The sequence below is a fragment of the Armatimonadota bacterium genome, assembly GCA_029907255.1.
Classification (GTDB): Bacteria; Armatimonadota; UBA5829; order DTJY01; family DTJY01; genus JAIMAU01.
Map to the genome: position 1 here is coordinate 55,926 of JARYMF010000013.1, position 26,662 is coordinate 82,587.

A 26,662-nucleotide genomic window follows, 5' to 3' on the forward strand; every position below is an offset into this window, starting at 1 on the left:
ATGAAAATGAGAACAAGGATTATTATATATTTAGTTGCCACCGCAATTTTATTCATAGTTTCTGGCGATCCTCTATCTGCCGCTGGACAGTGGCCGATGTTTCGCCATGATGCCAAGCGAACAGGTGTGGGAGAGAATGGCTCTCTGGTATATGAGAAGCCTGTTCCAATTTGGATATTTCCCTATCCCGAAAAGGAATGGCGGGAACCAAACAATGTGATTGATGATAAGGATTCAGCTGGCAGATTTAATGCGACCCCTGAATGGCAGCGGCAATCGGCAGATGCGAAATCGCCGGATGCTTATGCGGATGACTACCTATACGCTATGGTGACGAATGACGGTGGAGAAGTCGCTACATGGACATTCGAAATGGCAGATTCTGGGGCTCCACGCCAAGTAAAGTTCTATATCTATGTGTGGTTCCCCTCATACGTCTCCGGTTTTCCTCATACAACGGATGCTCAATATTCAGTTGTTATAAATGGTGAAACCGTCGCCACATTTTCTATTGACCAGACTTCTGGTGGCAATTGGGTTCCGCTAGGAACGTCGCCATTCAAGCTGAAACTAGGTGCGGGCGGCGATACGCTCCAAATTAGGTTATCCAATAAAACATTCAAGCGAGAAAGGCCGCAAAATACGGTTGTAATTGCCGATGCGGTTAAGATTGAACAGGACACGGGAGTGGCGCTTTCTTCTCCGATTGCCAGCAACGAAAACCCAATCGTAGTTGTGCCGCGCATTGAAACTCGTCTAAAGCCTTCGGTTGGTACACAAACGGGGCGGTGCGATGTCGGCGTTGTATATGGCGTTGGTACCGAAGCAGATTCAGGTATTCCAACTCAAACAGACGACCGTGGATGGCCCGCATGGCAGTTTCCAAGTGATGAAAATGCGTGGATTGAAGGTGGTTTCTCAAGCACGCCTGCTATTGGAAAGCTGAATGGCCAAGAAGTTGCCTTTGTAGCAGGAGCAGATGGCACTATTTATGCTTTGAGAACAGATGCCACGCCGCTTACTGATGCTGAGAGGTGTGTATGGCGAGGGCCAGGATGGTTTGTTGACGATAGCGACGTAGCGTTCACCTCAAGTAGCGGCGGTTGGGTTGAGGGAGCTCTCCATGGCGGCTATCAAGGCATTGGTTACCACCATGTCATGGCGGACGCAAATGGCGATAGCAAATTTGAATGGTTCCCAGAGGATATTCCAGAGGGTTCGTATGCTATTTATGCTTGGATACCACCGTCAACTGCAGACGAGCCATATATTTCCGATGCTAGATATACTATAAAGGTCGGCACGAAAGAAAATCCGCCTGTAATAGTTGACCAGCGCGACGGTGGAAAGTGGATAAGGCTAGGCGGTCAATATATTGTGCAGACGGGCGAGCGGATTTCAATAACACTTACCAGCAAAACTAGCCTATCGCTTGAGGAACCTAGATATGTCGCAGCCGACATGATTAAAGTAGTTCCTTCGGAATTAGGAAGCTTCCAATTCTCGTCTCCTGTTGTTGATGACATTAGCGACACAAAAAGGCTGTATATTGGTAGCACTAGCGGCCGTGTGTATGCGCTGCAACCAGGCGAACCAGAACCAGTTTGGGTGTATCCACCACCTGAAAAAAGTTCAATCGGAGCCATATACGCCTCGCCAGCGTTAGACGGAACCGTTCTCTATGTGGGCTCTAGCGATGGGCGTGTGTATGCTATCAACGCAACAACCGGCAAGCTTCTTTGGGTGTATCCGCCTGACCCGGCTCAAGGCGAGCAAATAAAGACTCTTGGTCAAATATCAAGCACAACCGCTGTTGGTGATTATGTTTATGTGTGCACTGGCGGTTATAGTCCGACATGGGGTCCTCCTGATGACCCCTCCAAGCAATATAAGATGTCAGGTAGAGTAATTGCGCTTAGCAAGTCTGATGGCAGCTTGCAGTGGATGTATCCGCCAGCCAGTCAAGAGAGTAAGGGTGCATTTCTCTATTCGTCGCCGCTTATTATCAAGCGGCCAGGAGACGTGGACCCTATTTTGGTGGTTGGATCGTCGGATGGAAATCTTTATGCTGTCAACGCCGAGAATGGACTGGGACTTGTGGAGCAAGGCCAGTGGGAGAGCTATCCCGACTTATTTGAAGCTATTTACTCAAGCCCAGCAGGCGTGATTATTCCTGGATCGAATATTCCGATGGCGTTTGTGGGAACCGAAAGCAATCGGATTTATGGGATTGACCTAAGAAATGGTACTGAAAAGAAAATTTGGTCATACTCACTTTATGGTCGGGTTACATCATCGCCAGCATTAAGCGAGGGCAGGATGTATGTAACCGATACCGCCGGTGCAACTTGGGCATTCTCAAGCAGAAGTGGCGGTGGTGCTGGTGGGCTGGAGGATTTCAACAGGACGATTGACCCGAACTTCGAACCCGAAGATACTAGCGGGGCCGGGGAGAATGCCGAGCCAGAAGTAGATATCTTTCCAAAAGAGATTTATGACAAACTCCAGGAGGGCACCGCACCAAACGACTTGCCTGAAAACTTGCATACAGTTGCCCTAGGTTATCCAAGGAGTGGACCACTGTCATTTGAATGGGGTGAGGCAATCTATGTGATAGCTTGGAACCTCCGACCACCGAAGGATTCCGAGGGTAAAGATGTCAATGAAGGCAAGGAATTTGGCGATGATGGCTTCAAGGAAAAGACCGAAAGCAACTGTGTGGTTATTTTCAAGAGCAGGGGGCCTGGGGAGGAAAGCGATCAGTCGCAATCATTTACTATGTCCTCAAAAGGATGCTTTAAAAGCAAAGATACCGGCAAATACATACATTGGGCTAAGTACTGCTATGTATTGGACAGTTCTTCCCACAGCAAGCCACAGTCGCCAGGCAGCCGAATAACAGTATCCGTTCAGGAAAGACCTGGTGGAAATGACAAGAAAGCCGTTCCAGGCGATTCCGTGGTGCCGGACCATAGCAAGGACATGAGTGATAGAAAGAAATACGTGCCGCAGATTTTGGCAATCAATAACCCCCTAGGGCTTGTGTACAATGACACCACAGGCATAGGTGTCTCGGCAAGCGTGGGTGTAGAGGCACAGGCAAATTTGTTCAAGACAAGGAGAAACCTAGCCTGTACCTCAATGAATGGCAATGACCTTATTGGCTATATGCCTTGGGTTGAAGGCGGTGTCGTAAGCCATGGCACGAGTTCTGAGGAAAGAATCGTTAATGTTTGCGATAGAAGCCTGCTTTTCAGAATAAACCAAAGAATAGACAAGTTCAGAGTTGAACGCCAGGACCTCGCCTGGACGGGAGGACCAGATAGGGTAGTAAATCCTTTGCCGTGGGATACACTGCCGCCTTATGTTGGCATAAACTCAAGCCTAGATTATCCTGATATCCGCTCACGCAATCTTTCTTGCGTAATGGCAAGCACGCGTGAAGATCCTACGCAGGGAACCGTGAGCCTCTGGCCATCATTGCCTATCCAAAACAGTTCAGATGAATGGGCTGTGGGGGTCAATCCGGTATTGATACAATACACCATTCCACGATTCCAGCCGGCGAACGTACCAAATGGTGTTTCGCCTACTGCTTTGGAGTGGCGGAATTCAGGTTACACTGGAAAAGTCTACTTCTATGTTGATTCGAACAGGGATGGCAGACTAAATAAGCCTGCTGAACTGGGTCAATCGGTACTAATTCAGCGACAAGTTAGTGGAGCAAGGGCTGAGGCATACCGCGAAGTTGAAGCACAAGTGCATGTTCCTGTGGACCAGCGCGTTGAAGTTGTAGAAAAGACCATTGACATTGGCAAGGTGCCGCAGGGATTCGGATTTACCGTGAATCCAAATACTGGCCTGCCGATGACATTCCTTGAGAATCTTGGTGATTGTTTGTTGAGTTGGAATGGGCCAAAGCGTGGCTTCGGCGAATGGTTCAAACCTTTTACTGTATATAATCTTGGCAATGTCAATTTGATGAACATTCGCTTGGCTCGCAAGGTAGAGCCACCTGGCAGTCGTCTGTATTCGCTTGATTTATATAGCGATACAGTCCAAGACCCAGTTACGGGAGGGTCAGGAAATGTGCTGCCGGCGGATTGTGTGGTTTCTTCGCTAGACCCAAGGTTCCAGTCAAGTCCAGGGTTTACACCTTTGCCTAATTTGCCTCCGTTAACCAGAACCTTCCACAAAGCGAGGGTAGGCGAGTCACCAACAGTGCTGAGGATTCCCGATGTTCCTGATCGTTGGCTTGCATTACGACCGGGGTTGACTCCAACGCTGCCGGTACTTAGTGTGGCGGTTCCCATTGGCCAGCCAGTCGGCACATATTCGCAAAAGTTTACTTTATATCATGACTGGCCGCAAGCAGAAGAAATCTACAGAGTGGGAGAGTCACTTGGTAATCCGATAATTGAGGTAAAAGTGACGGTTACCGAGGCTAGGCTAACGGATGGTACAACTCCTGGAACGCTTCCGCAAATAGACGCGGGTGCCTCAATAAACACGGGTGATATGTCTCCCGCAGCATATATAGATCCGCAAAGCGGCAACCTGCATATATTTTGGTCTAGCAGTAGATATGGTGGGGATACTGGAGGTTCTTCTTCTACGCCAGTTGCTTCCGACCCATGGTATTTATACCAATCTACACTGCCATGGCTAGGAGATAGATGGGGCTTTGCAGCGCCAGCAGCTGGGCAGTGGTGGTCACCAACAAGCGCAAATGCAGCTTTCCCAAATCCCAGCGGTGTTGCTGATTTCTTCCCACAGCCACCTGAAGGTGCTAGCGGCAGTCTTTTGCCGGGAAGCGTGAGGTTTAGCAATCCGTCTGTTGCCGTTGACAAAATGAGCGGCAGGGCTTGGCTCTTTTTTGGAGGACAGGCTTATAAAGATCAAACAGCTATTGCTGGTGTAGACCGAAAGGTTGCTGAACATAGGGTGTTCTATACCGAGCTGGTAGGTGGAAGTCCGAGTTCAACAATTTATACCACAACGCACGACTGGACAATGCCTAAGTACGGTATTAGAGGGCTAGCAACTAGAATTGGCAGCGACCCGTCAAATTCAAAACTATGGCTCTGGTCGTTCTGGTATGGTGGAAATAACAACAAATGGCGATTATATTTCAACGCAAACCCAAACCCCGATGGTCCCAATGCTGAGAGCAATTGGTCTAATGATGCCCAGCTCTCGGTGCCTCGCGGGCTTACATCTGTAGCTGAGCCAGTTCCCTTGTTTAGGCCTACTGCTGGTCGAACGACAAACGTCATAGATGTTGTTTATTCGGGGTTCTCGGCATTCCACAAAAATTCGGACATTTACTTGAGCCGATATAAAGTTCCGCAGAGAGTTAATCGAGACGGAAGTTTGAACATGGATATTGTAACCTTGCCTGAGATTAGGGACGAAGAATTGACCCGAGACGCAAAGACCTCGATTTGGTACTCAAGGCATGTGGACTGGGATGCGAGCAAACCTAGCTTGGACTCTGATGATCCTCCAAGTACCGCTACGAGCTTTACCGTGCAGGTAGTTGACCCTGTAGAAGGCAAACTGAAGCTAAACGTAGGTAAGTATATCCAGGACTCACAAACGCACGCTTTGATATTCGATTATTCGGATAACTCTGATCCTTTACAAGTAAAGCTGAAAGGATTATATCGTGCTGTAATAATCAATCCAGAAGAAGGCACAGTTAAATTCCTGCGCACTCCGGAGGCCGGAGCTAGAATTTTAGCCACCTATAAGCCTAAGGGTTATAGGCTAACGACCGATGATGTTTCGGATGTTTCGCCATTTGTTCTTCTGGATAGCGATCCGAACCCTCGCTATCGCCCCGGGCCAGGAAATCCGTTCGTTCTGCCAAAAGCTGATTATCCTGAAGATATCGGTCCGCCAGTGGACCGCCTATGGCTATTCTGGAGGCGTCCGGCTCCTGGTGGCAAAGGAACAGGTTTGTATTACAAGGCTTTCAGGAACAGCGTTAAGTTGAATAGGCAGGTTGCTGTAACTCCAGAGGGCGTCGCCGATGTTGAATCGGTGACCGTGGTAGGCGCATACCCGCCGCTCGAGACTCCTGTAGAAACCGATTGGGTAAAGAACCGTCTCTACTTTACTTCTATTGAAGAAGGCAAGAGAGTTGAAGTCAGATACAAACCTGCCGGGTCGTCGGAATATATTACGGAGCAGCATACAGTAACATTCCAAGAGGAACCTGACGCAAAAGGGAACGCCTTCGGTTACCTAACAGACCAAATAGTAAACGAAGGACAGATTTATGCGATAAAGAATACCTATTCAAACGCATTGTCGAGCGAAATCTGGGTTTTCTGGACGAGCACTCGTTCAGGGAATACCGACCTATATTTCGAGACTATTTGTCCACGATTCTATGGAGCTAAGTACTAAAGACATAAGGGTGGATTTTAATGCCTGCAGAAAACTGATGCAAGCATTAAAACTGCATCTGTCCAAATTATTGACAACGTTGCCAGGAAGTGATAACATCATTGTGTTTGCGCAACGGCAGTTGCCGGGCTTCAAACGCTTGGTGATTAAAACCGTCGCAAAAGCTACTGAATGGCAGGTTAGTTTTCAATGGAGTTAATGAATGGGAAAGCGGTCTAGTGGTGCTCCCACCGTTGGGATTGATATTGGTTCTAGCTTGATAAAGGTGGTGGAGGCAAGGCCTGGAAAAAGTGGTATACAAATAACCGCCCTAGGGATAAGCCCAACTCCACCTGGGACAATAGAAAACGACATTGTTATAGATCCTCAGACGCTTGGGCAGGCAATTCGGCGCTTGCTATCGGAAAGCGGCATAAAATGCAAGCGATGTGTGTCATCTGTTTCAGGTCAGTCCTCTGTAATCGTTAGAATTATTGAAGTGCCAAAGATGACAAGGCAAGAGCTGGCTGAGACAATGAAGTGGGAAATAGAGCGCCATGTTCCTTTTTCAGCCAGCGAGGTAGTTATGGACTTTCAGCCTATTGAAAGACCCGAAGCGCCTCCTGACGACCAGAACATGGAAGTCTTGCTTGCGGTTGCCCAACAGGAAGTCGTGAATACCCATGTGGAAGCCATTTTTGCAGCCGGACTTGAACCTGTTGCCATAGATGTTGAGCCTCTTGCTGTATGTAGGTCGTTGGTGGACCTTTCCAGAAATGGAGAGGCTGCCGGTGCAGTAGCTATTATCAATATGGGCGCAGAAACCACGGAGATGGCCGTTTTCCAAGATGGTATCCTTGCATTCCCAAGAACAATTCCGATTGCAGGCGATGCTATTACCAGGGCACTTAGCGATACGTTGAATATACCACTGGAAGAGGCTGAACGTATAAAGCGGCAGCGTGCCAAAGTAATGATGGATAGAATAGAAATCCATGCTACCGGCGCCGAAGCAGGGGGATTTGGCATTACTGGCATGGGAGGTACCAACGCTACCGTTGACATAGGCGCTCCAACCGCTGAGGAAGAAGATTTAAGCACATTAGGATTCATTCCTGGATTGGGATATGGCCCATCGGAGCCGGAAACTCAACAACCTGCTCAGCAAACAGGAACGGTTCCAGATTTCGACGTTGATTTCGGGGAGCCGGCAGCGCCAAAACCGCCGTCTATGGCATTTGACCTGTCGGAAGAGGAGCCTGGGTCATCTACGCCCGCCGGGCAGAATTTCGATTTCTCTGCGGATCTACAGTCCGGGACTGGAATGGCTCAACCGACTGAACCTGAGTCATCCATGCCTGTTCCTGCCGGCGAACAAAGCTTACAAGTATCAGAGGACGCAATCTCTGACGAAATGATTTTTGACGCAATAGCGCCGGTACTCGTAGATCTAGCGGCGGAAATCAGACGGTCGTTGGAGTACTACGTTAGCCGCTTCCAAAAACAACCTGAAAAGATTTTGCTATGTGGCGGAACTGCAAAGCTGCAAGATATTGATAAATTTCTCGAAAATGAACTTGCAATTCCAGTAATCGTAGCCAATCCTCTCAGGAATGTTGCGTTCTTTCCCAAAGGTATGTCTGAAGATTACCTAGAGGAAGTGTCAGCAGTTCTTCCAGTAAGCGTTGGTCTTGCAATTAGGGATTTGATAGGAGAATAGTAAGTAAAGTGTTAAAGATTAATCTTCTACCTCCTTATATATTCGAAAGACGAAAAGTACGTCAGGCTGCCTTCGTTGCAGGTTTGGCTTTTGTAATGGTCCTGGGCGGCATGCTTGGATGGTGGTTTACCCTCAATAAAGCAAAAGCCGACTTGCAATTGCAAGTTCAGGAAATGGAAGCCAAGCGCGACGAAGTTGTTGCTCTTCAAAAGCGTGTTGAGGCCGAAGAAGCCAAAATCCCGCCAATTCAGCAAAAACTCGATTTCATAGATGGGCTTCTTAAATATATAGACGCAATACCGAATCTATACGAGGAATTGGCACGGTATACATATGGGCGCATCCTTTACAGGTCAATTACACCGTCATCAGATAGTCTTTCTATCGAAGCCCATGCGCGAAGTCTTGGTGACTGTGGAAGATATCTGCTTAATATGTACAGAGCAAGCCATATCTTCAGTTCTGTAACCATATCATCAGTTCCGGGATATCCGTCTGGGGTAACTAGAGGTGGCCAGGGCTTTGATTTTACAGTTACTTGCAGGCTAGTAAATCCCATAGTACCGCCCCAATATGCCGGAGTATCTACCGAGGCGCAAGCAGGAGGTGCGCCGGTTACTGGTGGTGCACCTGGAACCTTTGCTCCACCTCCACCTTCTGCGCAACCTTCGGGTCCCATGCCAGGAGCACCGACCACGGAAGAATTGCAACGCGCAGAATCTGCGCCACCTCCTGGTTTTCAAGGTGAAGAGTAGTTAGGATTTCAAGTCGTCGAGGAAAATAAATGGGTCAAGGAAAGCTAAAAAGGATACATGTCATAATAATAGGCGTAGTTGCATGCATAGCGGTCGCTGCAGGGATATACTTTTTGGTAATATCAAAGTTGCGCCAAGAAATTGCGGCTTTGCAAACGAGATATGATGAGGCAAAAGCTGTCGCCGATACTCGTCCGCAAGTAGAGCGAAAGCTCGCAGCTGCTCAAGCGAAATACCAAATAGCATTGGCCCGCTATAACTACTATCTGCGAACAAAAATGCCTCCGATTACATTCCAGGACCGAGCACAAGGAATGATTGCCTTGTGGAAGGAACAAGCCGAGATTCTTGGACCAATGATTGAATCATGGCCTAGGAAAACCAAGGTTAGACTAGTAAGCGGTGTTCAAGTGCCAGCAGCCCCCGTCGATCCAAATGCAATAAATACAACCCTAATACGAATTCCAATCGGTACTTTGCAGGTGCGAGGGGATTTTAAAACTTTGATGAACCACATTCGGTCTTGGAAGAACTTTGGAAGATTGGTGCAGGTGGACCCAGCATCGTTAACTGGTCCTAGCCCAAATATGACCGCCCAATATGGCTTGACAGTCTATATCTTCCCATACGGTGAGCCAGGACCGCCTGTTCAAATGGCTGGTGCTGGAGGAACATCGACGGGCGGATAGAGGTATTATTTATGGATAAAGTAAGAGCTTGGTTACAAGATAGCAAGAATTTGCCGATAGTAGCCGCAGGTACAGGAATTCTACTAATAGTTGTTGCCCTCATGTTCTTGAAATTATACGGAGTTATAGGAGGGGCGCCACCTGCAGAAACTGATATGGAAATGGCGCAGCAGAGTGGCCCACAGCAGATGGGTTCTCCTGAGCCATTACCTCCTGGAATGGGAGGGCCATCCGAACCAACGCAGGCAACGCCAGGTGCTCCACAACCTTCTCCTACGCCTTCGGAAACTACGGCGGCAACAGTAGCAGAGGCAAAACAGCCCCCAATGCTGCCTTATCGGAAAGACCCATTTATGCCGTTTACAGGGCCACCTACAAAAACTCAGGCTCTTATGGCGCTTGTGCCGACTGTGCAGCGCATACGCATTGCACCAGCAGAAGTGAGGCCCATACAACCTAAGAAGGTGGAAGAAGAAGCAGAGGAAGTATTGCCACCTCAGCCCTTCCGTCGTGTAGCTGGTATATTATGGAATGGCAAGGTGAAAGCCATTCTCGAAACCGAAGGCGAAGTGCAAATCGTTCAGCCAGGAGATATTGTAACCAAAGGTGGCTCGAAAGTTCGTGTGGAGAGCATCGAACCCGATGGCGTGGTACTCAAAACTTTGGATACACGTGTGCCAATGGCCATCAAGGTGCAGCTCGCGGGATCAATAGCAGCCAGACAAAGCGGAGGAACCGGGCAATCTGGAGGAGGTGCGCCACCTACAACATACCGTGAAGCTCCGCCTCCGGGAGGTGGAGCTTTCTATGAAGGTCCGCCGCCTGGATTTTAGTGCTTATTGGTCCTGAACTTATTAGCAAATAATGTCGTCCAACAATATGAAGACAAGTTTGAAAAGAGTAAAGGAGTGAATAGCAATGAAAGCTATTTTAGTTCTATTGATTTTAGCGTCCATTTTGACCGTAATTGCGGCTGCACCATCATTTGCGCAAGCACAACCCGAAACAGAAAGGCTTGTAACTATAAGGGTTCAGGATACGCCAATTCGCAGTGCAATTGACATGTTGTTCCAGGGAAGTGGGAAAAACTACGGTTTCGAAGCAGGCGCGGATCAAAATACGCTGATTACCGTAAATCTGGTAGATGTTCCGTTCACAAATGCGCTAAACACCATGCTAAGAGCCGCTGGCATGACTATGCGCCAGGAGAATGGCATCTATATGATTGGTCCCAAAAAAGAACAAACCACCGAAGTAACTGCTCCGACGGAATGGATTCCAGAAGTTGAGACCGACCAGACGACTTCAAAAGACATTAGAAAACTGCAGATTGGTTTTATAGATGTCGGCGACCTTGCCGATATCTTTGGGGTTCAAAGTTATGGTACTAGAGCTGCTTATGGCGGCTATGGTGGATATGGCGGTTATGGTGGTGGTTACGGTTATGGCGGCTACGGAATGGGAATGGGTAGCTACGGCATGGGCGGCTTCGGCTATGGTGGCTACGGAATGGGAATGGGTAGCTACGGCATGGGCGGCTACGGTTATGGCGGCTACGGAATGGGTAGCTATGGCATGAGTGGCTATGGCGGCTACGGCTATGGTGGCTATGGCACTGGCGGCTACGGCGGCGGCTATTATCGTTAAAATTATTTGCTTGTCAGAGCCAATGCCTTTTAAGAGCGAGTATTATAGCAATAAAATCTATAAACCTGCATACGCTAAATAAATGAAATTCAAACCAAGTTATCTACTAACCGGGGGAGGAAATTCTATGAATTGCAATCGCGGACTGCCCGAAGCAAGAAAAAGCGTCGGGATGCTTCTGGTAGTCACAACAGTTTTGTTGCTCGGGATAAACAGCATTTTATTCGCACAAGGTATCGTTGATTCGAGCACAGGACCACGAATTACCCTTGATGTTATTGATGCTGACCTTAGCAAGGTGGTGATGCTTCTCGCAAGGGACAGCAAACAGAGCATTATCATAGCCGACCAGGAAAAGGCTACTGCAAAGGTAACAGCAACCCTAAAAGATATGCCCTTAGAGACAGCACTCAAGCGAATCGTGGAAAGTGTTGGATGTACATACCGGAGGGAAGCCGATGGCACATATATTATTGGTGGCCCAGCGTCGGCTACAGTTCAGGCTACCTCCCAAACGAGCACTCCATCACTCAACGAGTCCTTAGGTTCAGCTGCGTGGGAAACTGCTCTCCCGCAACGGCGGAATGTAAAGGTAGAAAAGATTCCGCTTTACTATGTCCGGCCGGTTGACATGATGTGGTTGTTGGGGCTATACCAGCATCCGCCAGAAGAGCCAAAGAGCGAAGAAAAAATAGTCCCTGGGGTTCACATTCCTGGCGGCAAAACGTTCCCTCCAGTTGATGCGACTCCGCCTTTAACTGAATCGCTGAGGGCTGATTTAGATTACGCAGGGCGAGCTCCTGGTGTAAGCTTGGAAGCTGCGCAAGGTGTACCACCATCACCTCCGGGTCGGCCAACCTACACTAGGCCAGGGCAGACTCAAACGCAACCCGGACAGGCGCCAGGCCAAACTACTACAACTCAGCAGACAGGTCTTTGGCCTGAAGGTGTTGATTTTATAATGCCGTATGAGTTAGACAACTCTCTTATCGTAAAGGGAACCGATGAAGGCATAGAAGAATTAGAGTCAACGATAAGACAGTTAGATTTGCCGCCGAAGCAGGTAAGCATAAAGGCAGAATTCGTCGAAATAAGCACAACCGAAGCATCTTCCCTCGGTATTGATTGGAGCCTTGAAAGGGCTAACTCGTCATTCCAAACCCAATTTGGTCCTGGTGGCAATGTTATCTTTGGCTATGCTAATGGCAATGTAATGGCGACGTTGCGGACTAAGCTTCTCCAAAACAAGGCAAAAATAATAAACGCTCCGATTATCTCTACTTTAAACAATGTTCCCGCCACCATCCAAGTTGGCAGGCAGGTACCATATTGGACAACAATAATAACCTCACCAGGTCAAGGGCAGCTTGTTACACAGCAGGTTCCTTTATTCCTTTCAATCAGCAGTCAACTTCTGGTGAGGCCTACGATAAACCGCGGTGATAATTCCATTACGGTTTGGATTCAGCCGGTTGTAGCAGACCAAGGAGACCCAGTAAAAGGTCCTGACGGCACGGAAATCCCTATTACAAATCAGCAATCGCTCTCCACAACGCGGCGAGTTGCAAATGGTGAGACAATAGTCATCGGCGGAATTATTCGCAAATCTGATTCAACTAACGTCACCAAGATTCCACTTCTTGGCGACATTCCGATAATTGGCCCGCTATTCCGAAATGTTACTAAAAACAACACCGACGTCGAGCTTCTAATTTTCCTCACACCAAGTATTGTTCCAGAGCGGCCTGTGGCGAGCACGGAGATTGGCGTGGCGCAACCTGAGAGAAGGTCTGTTACTCCTTAAAATTAAATGCACTTGCTAGAAAGTACTGGGCGGTGGAATCCTGCCGCCCACTATAATTTTCATGAGCAGTTAAAATCTTATGTTGACATGAAGAGTTATGTTGTGATAACATACATCGACAGCTGAATCTGGCAACCGCCGTAGACAGTAGGTGTCTGATGACTTAAAGGGCAATGATATGCCTGCCTACCGAGGCTGGGGAAGGGCAAAGGGTTTTTAAGGTTAAGTTGCCCATAAGGATATTTAAGGGATCCCGCAGTCTACGGCGATCCCTTTAATTTTTTAAACGAGGTTTTTCAAGAGGGAGGTGATATGTATTGCCAAAACAAGAGAAGGTTGAAGCGGTAAGCAGGCTCGAGGAAGATATTCGTAGCTCCAGCGGTCTGTTACTTACAGATTATCGCGGGCTTAATGTCAGCGAGATTACCGACCTTCGCCGAAAGCTACGCGAGGCGGGCGCAGAGTACAAGGTAGTTAAGAACACCCTTTTTAAGCGGGCAGTGGCTCAGACCTCAGGAATTAATTTGGACGAATTACTTGAAGGCCCGACGGCAGTGGCGTTCATTCACAATGACCCAATCACTGCGGCGAAAGTCCTAACCGACTTCATGAAAGAGCACAAAACACTTGCCATTAAAGGTGGGTATATTGAGGGCCAGGTGTATGGTGCTGCCCAAATTGAGCAATTGTCAAAGATACCAGCAAAGCCCGTACTATATGCCCAATTGCTGGGAAGTATGCAGTCGCCTATAGTAAACTTGGTTGGCACGCTACAAGGTGTCGTTTCGAACCTAGTCTATACTCTGCAGGCAGTCGCCGACAAGAAGGCAGCATAATCCAAGCTTAAAGAGGTAGTAATTTTCGCTCAATTTGCCCATAGGCAAAACTTTAAAAGAAAAAAATGTGAAAACAACAGGAGGTAAGCACAGTGGCTAATAAAGTTGAAGAAATCATTGAATCTATAGACAATCTAACCGTACTAGAGCTTAACGAGCTAGTGAAAGCCCTACAAGAGAAGTATGGAGTTTCGGCAGCGGCACCTGTGGCGGCAGTTGCAATGCCAGCCGCCGGAGTTGCGCCAGCAGCTGCAGAGGCTGCCCCAGCTGAAGAAGAGAAGAGCACATTTGACGTAGTCTTAGCTTCCGCAGGAGAAAAGAAGATCCAGGTCATCAAAGCCGTACGTGAGGTTACAGACCTAGGTCTTAAGGAAGCAAAAGACCTTGTTGAGTCCGCGCCACAAACAGTTAGAACAGGCGTACCGAAAGAAGAGGCCCTTAAGATTAAAGCCAAACTAGAGGAACAGGGTGCAACTGTAGAGCTGAAGTAAATCTAGCTAGACAAAATTCATTTGAGCCGGGAGTGAGAATCCTTTTTGAGGAAAGTAACACTCCCGGCTTTTGTCGATTATTTAATTTTTTTCAAAATTATTTTGAAAAATTTTTCTTGTCATCTCCCAAAATTATTGACAATTGATTTCTCAGCTGCTATAATAACAGTTCGTGTCTTAAGGTGGAGGGCCAAATGAGATCGAACCAATATTCATTCAATCGCACTCCTGCAATCCTCAAAGAAATCGATATCCCAGACCTCGTAGAAGTCCAACGAAATTCATATGAATGGTTTCTACGAGAAGGCTTGAGGGAGCTTTTCGAGAGCTTCTCTCCAATTTACGACTTTACCGGTAATATTTCGCTCGAACTCCTAGATTATACACTGGGGGAGCCAAAGTACAGTATCGAAGAATGTCGCGACCGCGACATGACTTACGAAGCACCAATAAAGGCAAAAGTTCGGCTTACTGGTGCAGCAAAGGAAGTCATCGAATCTGAAGTATACCTTGGCGACCTCCCTCTAATGACTGAGAAGGGAACATTTGTAATCAACGGAGCCGAGCGAGTTGTAGTCAGTCAGCTTGCGAGGTCGGCTGGGGTCTACTTTAGAGACACGTTGGATTTCAGCGGCCGCGTCCTCTATTTCGCTTCAATAATCCCAAACGAAGGCGCATGGGTTGACATTGAGACCGATCCGAATGATGTAATTACCGTGCGCATTACTCAAACTCGCAAGTTCCCAATTACCACTCTCCTTCGTGCATTGAATATGTTCCCAGCGGCATGCCCGACAACGGAAATGGTTCCGCCGGAGGAAGCTGAGGGACGCAAACTTGTTAAACAACTTGTTGACGTAGCCACTGGTGAGGTGTTGGCTGACGAAGGCACGATTATAGATGCCGAGATCATGCAAAAAATAAAGTCGGCCACACTGCCCTCGGAAGGAATAGCGGTGGAGAAGCAGTCGGTGCCATGCGATACCACACGCGATATTGTGGACCTCTTCTCAGAACGAGAAGTAATACAAAATCCAACGAGGGACCAACTTGTTGGTCTGCGTGTTGCAGAGGAAGTGGTAGATCCCAAAACCGGAAAACTGATTCTTGAAGCATATGGGAAGATAGAGAAGGAAGTTGCTCGAAAGATTGAAAATTTGAAACTGCCAGAAATCGCTGTGCTTAGGGTCAATCGCTATATAGAGAGCACGCTTAGCCAGGACCCAACGCGAAACAAAGAAGAGGCGTTGCTAGATATATATAAGAAGATTAGGCCTGGTGACCCAGCAACAATTGAGAGCGCAAGAAGTCTTCTCAATTCCATATTCTTTGACACCAGGCGGTACGACCTAGCCAAAGTGGGGCGATATAAGCTAAATCGCAAGCTAGGACTAAGATTACCGCTAAGCTGCCGCACTATCACGAAAGATGATCTAATAAGCATAATCCAGTACATAATCGGTTTAAGTCAAGGTGTAGGTTCAACAGACGACATTGACCATCTAGAGAATAAACGTGTTCGTTCTGTCGGCGAGCTCTTGCAGACCCAGCTACGAATGGGTTTTCTCAGGATGGAGAAAGTTGCAAAGGAACGCATGACAAGCTTGGAAGCGGAAAATATTATCCCGCAAGTCGTGCTATCTGTGAAGCCAATCTCTGCAAGCATAAAAAGCTTCTTTGGAAGTAGCCAACTTTCACAATTCATGGACCAAACAAACCCGCTGGCCGAACTTACTCACAAGCGGCGCCTTAGTGCTCTTGGGCCTGGCGGGTTGAGTAGACAAAGTGCAAAACTTGAAGTCAGAGACGTTCATCACTCGCACTATGGCCGAATTTGCCCTATCGAGACGCCAGAAGGTCCGAATATTGGTCTAATTGGCTCTCTTGCAATTCACGCAAAAATAAATGAGTTCGGTTTCATCCGCACGCCATATCGGAAAGTTGTGGATGGCAGAGTTACCGACGAAATACACTACCTTACAGCAGACGAGGAAAGCCACTATCATATCGCTCCTGCAAATACCCCGGTAGACGAGGAAGGCAGGATAAGCGTGCCGCACCTGACTGTACGGTATGAAAGCAGTTATCCTACGGTGCCGGCTAAGGCGGTAGATTACATGGACGTATCAGCGATGCAAGTGTTCAGCGTTGCTACCGCCATGATTCCATTCCTCGAAAATGACGATGCGAACCGGGCGCTGATGGGTTCAAACATGCAGAGACAGGCCGTGCCTTTGCTTAGGAGCAACGCGCCACTTGTAAAGACTGGTGTTGAGCGCCGAGCAGCACTGGACTCCGGCGCGGTTGTGGTCGCCAAGCGGCCTGGTATCGTAAAGCGAGTGACAGCAGAGCAAATAAGCATTCAACTGCGCGACGGAAGCATTGACGATTATAATCTAATCAATATGCTTCGGTCTAACCAGGCCACCTGCATTACCCAGAAGCCAATTGTAAAGCCAGGTCAGCGAGTGCGTGAGGGCGACGTTATAGCTGATGGGCCTTGTACTGATAACGGTGAACTAGCGTTAGGCCAGAATGTCTTAGTCGCATTCCTTCCGTGGGGCGGTTACAACTATGAGGATGCAATCTTAGTAAGTTCACGCCTTGTGAAGGATGACACGTATACCTCTATTCATATTGAGAAATATGAAATCGAGGCTAGAGATACCAAGCTGGGCCCTGAGGAAATCACCCGCGATATCCCAAACGTGGGCGAAGACATGCTCAAAGACCTGGATGAAAACGGCATCGTACGAATCGGCGCTGAAGTCAGGGCCGAGGATATCCTTGTAGGCAAAGTAGCGCCCAAAGGCCAGGGAGAGCTGACAGCAGAGGAGCGGCTGATAATCGCAATCTTTGGCAAAAAGGCTGAAGAAACAAGAGATGTATCACTCCGCGTGCCACATGGGGAAAAGGGAAAAGTTATTGACACCAAAGTTTTCTCCCGATTCAAGTACAGATGTACAAGGTGCCAGACGGTCTTCAATTTCAGTAAGCGCGCGGACCGCACAGTGTGCGACAGGTGCGACGGTGAGCTGGAAAGACTCCCCGGAGATGAGTTGATGCCAGGCGTCAACCAGCTGGTTCGCGTCTATGTTGCTCAAAAGAGAAAAATAATGGAAGGAGACAAGCTTGCCGGGCGCCATGGAAATAAAGGAGTTATATCTAAAATAGTCCCAGAGGAAGACATGCCATTCTTGCCCGATGGTACCCCAGTTGACATGGTCCTAAATCCATTGGGTGTACCGTCGCGTATGAATATCGGTCAGATTCTCGAAACTCACCTTGGATTGGTGGCGGCTAACACAAATGGCTCGTACATCAATCCTATTTTCCAGGGTGCCAGCGAGGCCGAGATTCTTGCAGAGCTAAAGAAATATGCAGAAAAAGCTCGACAAACCATCCTGGCGGATTATGTAAAAACCGAACTTCGCCTTGATGTCGAGGTAACCCCTGAGGATACCATGGACACGGTGCTTGCGAAGATTCGTGACCGTCTTGCCGAGCTTTCGGCTAAGGAGTTGGAAGACATCGCTCGTTACGTATGCGCGCCTCCTGTTATCGATAACGAAATATATGAGGCTGAAAAGGCAAAGATAGAAAAGGCCGCAGAAACCGGTGGAGAAGCAACATTGATGCCAGCTCCTGAGGATTATGATCTGAATCAAATTGTTGAGCGGATTAAGAAAATAGTATGGGAGCGAAAAGGCTTCGACGAGAACACAGGAAAGACATGGCTTATTGATGGTTTGAGCGGTGAGCGCTACAAACAGCCAGTAACTGTGGGGTATATGCATATGATGAAGCTGGCGCACCTAGTTGACGATAAGATTCATGCGCGTTCGACTGGACCATACTCGCTAGTAACACAACAGCCGCTCGGCGGAAAAGCTCAGTTCGGCGGCCAGCGATTTGGTGAGATGGAAGTATGGGCTCTTGAGGCTTATGGTGCGGCTTACACGCTTCAAGAGATTCTTACTATCAAATCGGATGACGTTCTAGGGCGCGTTAAAACCTACGAATCCATTGTAAAGGGCGAAAGCATTCTAGAGCCCGGCGTTCCTGAGTCATTTAAGATACTAATCAACGAGCTTCAGAGCCTTGGCCTCAAGGTTACTGTAGAGGATGATAGGTCTAGGGAGATAGACCTCAAAGACCGCGAAGAAGAATCTACCGAAACGCGCCGCGGGTTAATCCGGCCCCGAGCGCCTTTAATGACTCCTAGCAGCGAGTTCGAGGAGGGCAAATAATGACGGATGTAAGCACATTCGATAAGATAAGGATAGCAATCGCTTCACCAGACGAAATACGTGCCTGGTCGTGCGGCGAAGTTAAGAAACCAGAGACGATAAACTACCGCACTTTTAAGCCAGAGCGAGACGGCTTGTTTTGCGAGCGAATATTTGGCCCAGTAAAAGACTGGGAATGCCATTGCGGTCGCTATAAAAAGGTTAAATTCAAGGGTATAGTTTGTGACCGGTGTGGCGTAGAGGTCACCAGGTCAAAAGTAAGGCGCGAACGCATGGGTCATATTGAACTGGCGGCGCCTGTTTGCCATATTTGGTACCTCAAGGGAGTGCCAAGTCCCCTAAGCTTAATCCTCGATATTTCGACTAAGCCGCTTGAAAAGGTCATTTATTTCGCATCTTACATTGTCACGCATGTAGACCGAGCACTAATCAATAGCGAGCTAGATGAGATTAGAGCGGCTGTGAGTGCGGAAATCGAAGCTATTAAAGAGGCTAAGGATGAAGCCATAGCTTCTATTCGCCGGTCTGCCGCAAAAGAAATGAAAGCAGCAGGCGAGGAGGAAGAGGGCGACAGCGAACTTAGCCAGAAGGAAATCGCAAGTCAAATTAGGATCGAAGAAGAAGATGCTGCCGCTCGGATTGACGAGCTCATGCAATCTTTGAAACTCCTCGAGACGATTGAAAAGCGGCAACTCATAACCGAAGATCAATACCGTTCTCTTGAGCGATTGCTATCAATGGTCAGCGCTAGAACGGGAAAAGATTTGACGGGTGTCGTAAAGGCTGGCTTGGGCGCTGCGGCGATTAAGGAACTCCTTCAAGAGATTGATTTGGAGCAGCTGGCGCGAGAGTTAAGACAAGAGATAAAGAATACACAAGGCCCGAAACGGGCTCGTGCAATTAAAAGGCTCGAGGTTGTGGAGGCTTTTATTAGCTCAAAGACTAGGCCAGAATGGATGATCCTTGAGGTGATTCCTGTTATATCGCCGGAGCTACGTCCGATGGTTCAGCTCGACGGCGGGCGGTTTGCTACGTCCGACTTGAATGACCTTTATCGGAGAATAATCAATAGAAATAATAGGCTAAAGAAAATCATCGAAATTCGCGCTCCGGAATCAATTATCAATCATGAGAAGCGTCTGCTTCAAGAAGCGGTGGATGCTTTGATAGACAACGGTCGGCGTGCACGGCCGGTTGTGGGATCGAACAATAGGCCTCTAAAGTCGCTCTCGGATATGCTGAAAGGCAAGGAAGGGCGGTTCCGCAAAAACTTGCTTGGCAAACGCGTTGACTATTCCGGTAGGTCAGTCATCGTAGTTGGTCCGCATCTAAAGCTGCACCAATGCGGTCTTCCAAAGGAAATGGCGTTGGAGCTATTTAAGCCCTTCGTCATGAAGACGCTGGTTGAGAAGCAATATACTTCGAACATCAAAACAGCAAAGCGAATGATAGACAGAATGAAACCCGAGGTATGGGATGCCCTTGAAGAGGTCATTCGCGAACATCCAGTTCTTCTTAACCGAGCTCCAACACTCCATAGGCTTGGAATACAAGCATTCGAGCCCGTGTTGGTGGATGGAAAGGCTATTCAGATACATCCATTAGTTTGCCATGGATTCAACGCAGACTTTGACGGCGACCAAATGGCAGTGCATGTACCGCTTTCAGCTACTGCGCAAGCTGAGGCGCGGGTACTTATGCTTTCAAGTCATAACCTTTTCCTGCCGGCTGATGGGCATCCAGTCGTTGCGCCAATTCAGGATATAGTACTTGGGTGCTACTACCTAACCCAAATGGCGGATGGAGAGCCACCTGAAGAGGTATTTAACGTAGATGAAGCCATTTTGGCTTATGAGTTGGGTCACCTTGATTTGCATGCGCCAATCAAAGTACGAGTCAAGGATGAGAATGGCAATTCAAGCATTCGCGTAACAACAGCTGGCAGGCTTATTTTAAACAAAATTCTGCCCGAAAAACTGCACAACTTTGATAAGGTGCTAAATAAGAAAGCTGTTGAGAACCTAGTAGCCGAATGCCACAAGCACTATGGTTCCGATAGAACTATTCAGCTACTTGATGATCTAAAGGCAATCGGCTTCGAATATGCTACGCGTGCAGGAGTGACAATTTCCATGACGGATATGGACATTCCTGCAAAACGCGATGAAATCATACGACGCACGGAAGAAGCTGTCGAAAAAACAAATCAGCAATACCATAGGGGTCTAATTAGCCAAGGAGAACGCAAACAGAAGGTCTTGGAGTTGTGGACAAAAGCTTCTGAAGAAGTTGCAGAGGCTATTCTGGAAAATATCGACCGATTTAACCCGATATACATGATTACAGATTCCGGTGCTCGAGGTAGCCAAAGGCAGATAACGCAGCTTTCTGGTATGCGCGGATTGATGTCCGACCCATTTGGCAACTTAATTGAAGACCTTCCAATCAAGTCGAACTTCCACGAGGGTCTCTCAATCCTTGAGTACTTCATCTCGACCCACGGAGCACGCAAAGGCTTGGCAGACACAGCTCTTCGAACCGCAGACGCCGGCTATCTGACAAGACGGTTGGTGGATGTTGCGCAAGACGTGATTGTCCGAGCCGAAGACTGCGGTACAACCCAAGGCATATGGGTCAGCGAGATAATCGAAGAAGGCGATGTTGTCGAAACCCTAGCAGAGCGAATTCGCGGGCGATGTGCAATTGAGCCAATTATAGATCCAAACACAGGGGAAGTGCTCGTTGATGTAAATGAAGAAATCAGCGATGACATGGCCGACAGAATCGAAAAGCTAGGCATCAAAAAAGTGGGTATTCGGTCACCTCTAACCTGTGAGCTTCGCCAGGGAATTTGCGCGAAATGCTACGGGCGCGATATGGCAATCGGCAAGCCAGTTGAGGTTGGCGTAGCCGTCGGAATAATTGCAGCCCAGTCCATAGGCGAACCTGGAACTCAGCTTACAATGAGAACATTCCATACGGGCGGCGTTGCTGGGAAATACCTCACAGGCGTTGCAGAAGTCAAAAAGAAGAAACAGGAATCCCTCCGAGAGCTTCATGACGATATTCAGCGCGGTCTTATCTCACTCGAAGAAGGTATCGAGGGAATGGAGACCGAGCGTGTGCGTGCTGTGCAAGCAGTTCTGAAGGTTCTCGAAGACCAGGTTCGAGGCCTGCTTCGTGTAGTTGAGCTGTTCGAAGCACGGAAGCCAAAAGGGCAGGCAATCATTACCGAAGTAGGTGGCAAGGTTGTCGACATCGAGACCAAAGGTCTCAAACGAGTGGTCATCCATACAAAGCAACCTACTGAGAACTTGTCAGCAATTGTTGGCGAAGTGCTTGCGGAAGACATTATAGGTGAGGACGGCGAAGTATTATATGCCGCTGGTACCGAAATCACCGAGAAGATTGCAAAAAGACTCAAAGAACTTGGGTTTGAAACAGTCACACTACGGAAAACTCACCTAGTTCCATATCGTGGCAATTTGGAAGTCAACATTGGCGACGAACTCCAACCAGGAGACAGACTCACGGAAGGCCCGCTAGACCCACACAAGGTCCTGGAGCTTCGAGGTGTACGTGGTGTTATGGACTACCTTGTCAGAGAAATTCAAAACGTCTACAAATCCCAAGGTGTGTCCATCAATGACAAGCATATCGAGGTAATCGTTCGCCAGATGCTCAGGAAGAGGAAAATCAGAGATGCTGGGGATACAAAGTTCCTGCCTGGACAGATAGTGGACAAGTTCGAATTCGAGGACGAAAATGCTAGAGTCAGACAGCTTGACCCGCCTGGAACCGAGGCAACAGCCGATTGGGTGTTGCTTGGCATTACGGAAGCATCACTTGCAACCGATAGCTTCCTATCCGCGGCATCGTTCCAAAAGACCACAAGAGTTCTTACAGAAGCCGCGGTGAAGGGCAAGCGCGATAACCTGGTAGGTCTCAAGGAGAATGTAATAATCGGTCGTTTGATCCCAGCAGGCACTGGTTTGCCGGACTATCGTGCTATTGAAGTAGAGCCAGCCGAGAGCAAAGAAGCAATCACTGCCCGCGAGGTACTGTCGGCACAGGCGTTTCTCCCTGCAGGCGAATCGGCTACGGCAGAGTCCAAATCGGGAGAGTCATCTAGTGGAGAAGCCGAAGGTGAAGCGGAGGCGGCTGGGGCAGCTATATAAATGCATAATCGGCGCTGCTGCTAATGACAGACTTGGCTCTTGGCGAGAATGTGACAAAAATATCACAGAAAACTTCAGTACGGATTGTTGACAAACTGCGGGCCATTTAGTATACTATATCGGTTTGTTAGAATAGTCGCGGTGACGAATTGATTGCTTTGCCTAACTTTCTCGGCGAGGCAGTTGACAAGTTCCATTAAGGTGCTTGTATTGTCGTTCCGCATTAATATAAGGGGGGCGATGCGAGGAAAACATCTCCTCACATAGATAGCTATAAAGTTCACTGCGGACGTCTATGTCTCATTGCCCCTCAAATCGCATGCGAGGGGCAATGTTGTTTGTAGAGAGATTTTGCACAGGCTAATAGCCTATAAAAGTAAGCAATTTTTGAAAGAAACAATAAAGAAGGAAGAGATCCTATGCCAACAATCAGTCAGCTTATTCGAAAAGGACGCAAAAAAGTTAAAAAGAAGAGTGCGGCTCCGGCACTAAGAGGCACACCTCAGAAGCGCGGGGTATGTTTGAGCGTGCGTACTGAAACACCAAAAAAGCCTAACTCAGCACTCCGTAAGATTGCAAAAGTTAGGCTTACAAACGGGATGGAGGTAAAAGCCTACATCCCCGGGATTGGCCATAACCTTCAGGAGCACTCGGTTGTCCTTGTGCGCGGTGGCCGTGTTAAAGACCTTCCGGGTGTCCGCTACCACGTTGTGCGGGGTGCATTGGATGCTGCGGGCACCAAAGATCGGAAGAGTAGTAGATCCAAATACGGAACTAAGAAGCCCAAGTAAATTGGAGGTACGCTAATGCCAAGAAAAGGACCTGTACGAAAACGTGAGATACCACCAGACCCGGTGTACAACAGCACCCTTGTCCAACGCTTTATTAACAGGCTCTTTACAAGGGGCAAGAAAAGCGTGGGCGAAAAAATACTGTATAAAGCACTTGATCTCATTCAACAGAAAACAGGTAAGAGTGGGCTAGAAGTGCTTGAGCAAGCCGTCAAGAACGTAATGCCTGTGGTTGAAGTAAGACCTAGGCGCGTTGGTGGTGCCACGTATCAAGTTCCTGTGGAGGTCAGGTCCGACCGCCGTCTATCTCTTGCGATACGGTGGATTATAACGTTCGCACGCAAGCGACCCGGATATACAATGATTGAAAAGTTGGCAGGGGAAATTATGGATGCTGCGGCTAATACCGGGGCATCCGTTAAAAAGAAAGAAGATACCCATAGGATGGCGGAAGCTAATAAAGCGTTTGCCCACTACAGGTGGTAGTTGCCCATTGGGTGCTCCCTGGGCAACATCGCCCAGGGTAGCAGCCAAATTGGGGGTGGAGTAATTGAGGAAAGATTACGATTTAGAGAAAACAAGAAATATAGGAATAGCCGCGCACATTGATGCGGGCAAGACTACCACCACAGAACGCATCCTGTTCTACTCAGGCCGAATCCATAGAATGGGCGAAGTGGATGACGGGGCAGCCACTATGGACTGGATGGAGCAGGAACAGGAGCGCGGAATCACAATCACATCTGCGGCAACAACCTGCTTCTGGCGGGACCATAGGATTAATATAATCGACACACCAGGGCATGTAGACTTCACTGTAGAAGTTGAAAGGTCCCTCAGGGTCCTTGATGGTGTTATTGCAATATTCTGCGCCGTGGGTGGCGTTCAGCCTCAGTCTGAAACAGTCTGGAGGCAGGCTAATAAGTATCGCGTCCCGAGGATAGCCTTCGTAAACAAAATGGATAGACTTGGGGCGGATTTCTATAGGGTAGTTGCTCGAATTCGCGAGCGCCTTGGAGCAAATGCAATCCCTATTCAGCTCCCCATAGGAGCCGAATCCGCATTTGAGGGCATTGTTGATTTGCTACAAATGAGGGCTATCCATTACCTTGATGAGCTAGGAACTCAAATAAGGGAGACCGACGTGCCCGCCGATATGCTAAACAATGCCCTTGAACATCGCGAGGCTATGATTGAGGCTCTGGCTGAGGTAGACGAAAATCTTATGGACATATACCTAGAAGGCGGCAGGATTACAGTTGAAGCTCTCAAAGCTGCAATCCGAAAAGGCACGCTTTCTGGGCAAATAGTCCCTGTGCTTTGTGGTGCGGCGTTCAAAAACAAGGGAATCCAACCCTTGATGGACGCAATTGTGGATTACCTCCCTTCGCCGCTTGATATAGACGCAGTAATAGGCACGAACCCAAAGACAGGCGAAATAGAAACCCGAAGCCCAGATGAAAGCCAGCCGTTCAGCGCATTGGCGTTTAAGATAATGTCCGACCCCTATGTTGGAAGACTGACTTTCATTCGGGCGTACTCGGGACGCTTATCGAAGGGTGCTCATGTCTTTAACTCGACTCGCGGTGTTAGGGAACGTATTGGGCGAATTTTGCGAATGCACGCAAACCATAGGGAAGATATAGAGCAAGTTCGTGCGGGCGATATAGTGGCAGTTGTTGGGTTGCAGAGCACCGTGACGGGTGACACGCTCTGCGAGCAGAATCACCCTATCGTTTTGGAGGCAATCCAATTTCCGGTGCCGGTAATCTCAGTGGCTGTTGAGCCAAAGACAGCCGCCGAGCAAGAAAAAATGGCAACCGCCCTTGCCAGACTGGCCATCGAAGATCCGACATTCCGTGTTCATATAGACGAGGAAACAGGGCAAAGCATAATATCAGGCATGGGTGAACTTCACCTAGAAATTATATTGGATAGACTATTTCGGGAATTTGGCGTCCAGGCAAACCACGGCAGGCCACAAGTAGCATACAAGGAAACAATAAGGCATGCTGGAGAAGGCGAAGGTCGCTATGTAAGACAAACGGGAGGACGTGGCCAATACGGACACTGCATATTGAGAGTTGAGCCGCTAGGTCCTGGCGAGGGCATAAAGTTTAATACAAAAATCAAGGGTGGCGAAATACCCAAAGAATTCTTCCCTGCAATAGAAGCAGGAGTTCGAGAAGCACTTGAATCAGGTGTATTAGCCGGCTACCCAGTTATTGACGTTGGGGTAACACTAATCGGTGGCTCATACCATGAAGTGGATTCTTCGGAAGTAGCATTCAAGATAGCAGGCTCGATGGCAGTAAAAGCTGCTCTAAAAAATGCAGAGCCTGCCCTAAAGGAACCAATTATGGCCGTTGAGGTTGTGACTCCCGAAGGCTTTATGGGGGACGTAATCAGCGATTTGAACTCAAGGCGTGGACAGATTCTAGGCATGGAGCCAGGGCCAGGTGGAACACAGATAATTAGGGCAGAAGTTCCACTCGCCGAAATGTTCGGGTATGCTACAAGTCTTCGCTCAATAACCCAAGGCAGGGCATCCTATACAATGGAACCTGCGCGATACGAAGAAGTGCCGAAAGACGTCGAAGAAGAATTGATTTTAAAGGTCGGAGGACGACCCATCGGCGTGTCTTACTGACACTAAACATTAGTCAAAAGTTAGATTAAAACGAGTTTGATAAAATCTTTCCTTCTCCTTAAACTGGAGAGGGATAAGCAATAATTGATGGAAGCGTGTGCTAGAATAATTAGCGCAAAAGTCTTCCATTTTCTGGATTAATCTGGTATTATTGCAAAGTTCGTGTCCAATTAGAAATCAGACGTGCTTTAAGGAGGCATAAAAGATGGGGAAGCAGCGGTTTGAGAGGACGAAGCCGCATGTAAACGTAGGGACTATTGGTCATGTTGACCATGGGAAGACGACGTTAACATCAGCGATCACGCAGGTATTAGCGTCGAAGGGGCTAGCGCAGTTCAAGAGTTTTGATGAGATTGACTCAGCGCCTGAGGAGAAGGCGAGGGGCATAACGATTGCGACATTTCATGCTGAGTATGAGACAGAGAAGCGGCATTATGCGCATGTAGACTGTCCTGGGC

15 protein-coding genes are annotated in these 26,662 nt (G+C 48.3%); all 15 read left to right on the forward strand.

From position 1 onward, the window contains the following. Complete coding sequence (locus QHH26_11505; protein MDH7482581.1) at nt 1-6,414, forward strand: PQQ-binding-like beta-propeller repeat protein; 6,414 nt, start codon at nt 1-3, stop codon at nt 6,412-6,414. A 202-nt stretch (nt 6,415-6,616) separates the two neighbouring features. Beyond that, on the forward strand, nt 6,617-8,113 hold the full coding sequence (gene pilM / locus QHH26_11510; protein ID MDH7482582.1) for a type IV pilus assembly protein PilM: 1,497 nt from the start codon (nt 6,617-6,619) through the stop codon (nt 8,111-8,113). 8 nt (nt 8,114-8,121) lie between these two features. Beyond that, complete coding sequence (locus QHH26_11515) at nt 8,122-8,868, forward strand: hypothetical protein (protein ID MDH7482583.1); 747 nt, start codon at nt 8,122-8,124, stop codon at nt 8,866-8,868. 29 nt (nt 8,869-8,897) lie between these two features. Next, complete coding sequence (locus QHH26_11520; protein ID MDH7482584.1) at nt 8,898-9,557, forward strand: hypothetical protein; 660 nt, start codon at nt 8,898-8,900, stop codon at nt 9,555-9,557. 11 nt (nt 9,558-9,568) lie between these two features. Further along, on the forward strand, nt 9,569-10,390 hold the full coding sequence (locus QHH26_11525) for a hypothetical protein (GenBank protein MDH7482585.1): 822 nt from the start codon (nt 9,569-9,571) through the stop codon (nt 10,388-10,390). Between the two features lie 85 nt (nt 10,391-10,475). Next, on the forward strand, nt 10,476-11,204 hold the full coding sequence (locus QHH26_11530; GenBank protein MDH7482586.1) for a hypothetical protein: 729 nt from the start codon (nt 10,476-10,478) through the stop codon (nt 11,202-11,204). Nucleotides 11,205-11,331: 127 nt separating this feature from the next. Continuing rightward, nucleotides 11,332-13,008 carry a hypothetical protein gene (locus tag QHH26_11535; protein ID MDH7482587.1) on the forward strand — a complete coding sequence of 559 codons (1,677 nt, stop codon included), beginning with the start codon at nt 11,332-11,334 and terminating at the stop codon, nt 13,006-13,008. A 317-nt stretch (nt 13,009-13,325) separates the two neighbouring features. Next, nucleotides 13,326-13,844 carry a 50S ribosomal protein L10 gene (gene rplJ, locus QHH26_11540; GenBank protein ID MDH7482588.1) on the forward strand — a complete coding sequence of 173 codons (519 nt, stop codon included), beginning with the start codon at nt 13,326-13,328 and terminating at the stop codon, nt 13,842-13,844. A gap of 92 nt (nt 13,845-13,936) precedes the next feature. Beyond that, on the forward strand, nt 13,937-14,335 hold the full coding sequence (gene rplL / locus QHH26_11545; protein ID MDH7482589.1) for a 50S ribosomal protein L7/L12: 399 nt from the start codon (nt 13,937-13,939) through the stop codon (nt 14,333-14,335). Nucleotides 14,336-14,529: 194 nt separating this feature from the next. Further along, nucleotides 14,530-18,585: a DNA-directed RNA polymerase subunit beta gene (rpoB, locus tag QHH26_11550; protein MDH7482590.1), complete on the forward strand. Its 4,056-nt coding sequence runs from the start codon at nt 14,530-14,532 to the stop codon at nt 18,583-18,585. Next, the gene (gene rpoC / locus QHH26_11555) at nt 18,585-22,763 is read left to right on the forward strand and encodes a DNA-directed RNA polymerase subunit beta' (GenBank protein ID MDH7482591.1); all 4,179 of its coding nucleotides are present in this window, start codon (nt 18,585-18,587) and stop codon (nt 22,761-22,763) included. The genes rpoB and rpoC overlap by 1 nt, the downstream gene beginning before the upstream one ends. A gap of 419 nt (nt 22,764-23,182) precedes the next feature. Continuing rightward, entirely contained in the window at nt 23,183-23,554 is a 372-nt protein-coding gene (gene rpsL / locus QHH26_11560) for a 30S ribosomal protein S12 (GenBank protein ID MDH7482592.1), read from the forward strand. A gap of 15 nt (nt 23,555-23,569) precedes the next feature. Continuing rightward, nucleotides 23,570-24,040, forward strand: a complete 471-nt coding sequence (rpsG, locus tag QHH26_11565) for a 30S ribosomal protein S7 (GenBank protein ID MDH7482593.1) — start codon at nt 23,570-23,572, stop codon at nt 24,038-24,040. 64 nt (nt 24,041-24,104) lie between these two features. Continuing rightward, nucleotides 24,105-26,204 (forward strand): elongation factor G, encoded by a 2,100-nt coding sequence (fusA, locus tag QHH26_11570; GenBank protein MDH7482594.1) that lies wholly within the window; start codon nt 24,105-24,107, stop codon nt 26,202-26,204. A 205-nt stretch (nt 26,205-26,409) separates the two neighbouring features. Then, nucleotides 26,410-26,662: GTP-binding protein (locus tag QHH26_11575; GenBank protein MDH7482595.1), on the forward strand; the 253-nt coding region annotated here is incomplete at its 3' end.

Bases quoted from the DNA above. Each gene is read 5' to 3' on its own strand.
- QHH26_11505 (MDH7482581.1), top strand. From the start codon at position 1: ATGAAAATGAGAACAAGGATTATTATATATTTAGTTGCCACCGCAATT.
- pilM (MDH7482582.1), top strand. From the start codon at position 6,617: ATGGGAAAGCGGTCTAGTGGTGCTCCCACCGTTGGGATTGATATTGGT.
- QHH26_11520 (MDH7482584.1), top strand. From the start codon at position 8,898: ATGGGTCAAGGAAAGCTAAAAAGGATACATGTCATAATAATAGGCGTA.
- QHH26_11525 (MDH7482585.1), top strand. From the start codon at position 9,569: ATGGATAAAGTAAGAGCTTGGTTACAAGATAGCAAGAATTTGCCGATA.
- QHH26_11530 (MDH7482586.1), top strand. From the start codon at position 10,476: ATGAAAGCTATTTTAGTTCTATTGATTTTAGCGTCCATTTTGACCGTA.
- QHH26_11535 (MDH7482587.1), top strand. From the start codon at position 11,332: ATGAATTGCAATCGCGGACTGCCCGAAGCAAGAAAAAGCGTCGGGATG.
- rpoB (MDH7482590.1), top strand. From the start codon at position 14,530: ATGAGATCGAACCAATATTCATTCAATCGCACTCCTGCAATCCTCAAA.
- rpoC (MDH7482591.1), top strand. From the start codon at position 18,585: ATGACGGATGTAAGCACATTCGATAAGATAAGGATAGCAATCGCTTCA.
- rpsL (MDH7482592.1), top strand. From the start codon at position 23,183: ATGCCAACAATCAGTCAGCTTATTCGAAAAGGACGCAAAAAAGTTAAA.
- rpsG (MDH7482593.1), top strand. From the start codon at position 23,570: ATGCCAAGAAAAGGACCTGTACGAAAACGTGAGATACCACCAGACCCG.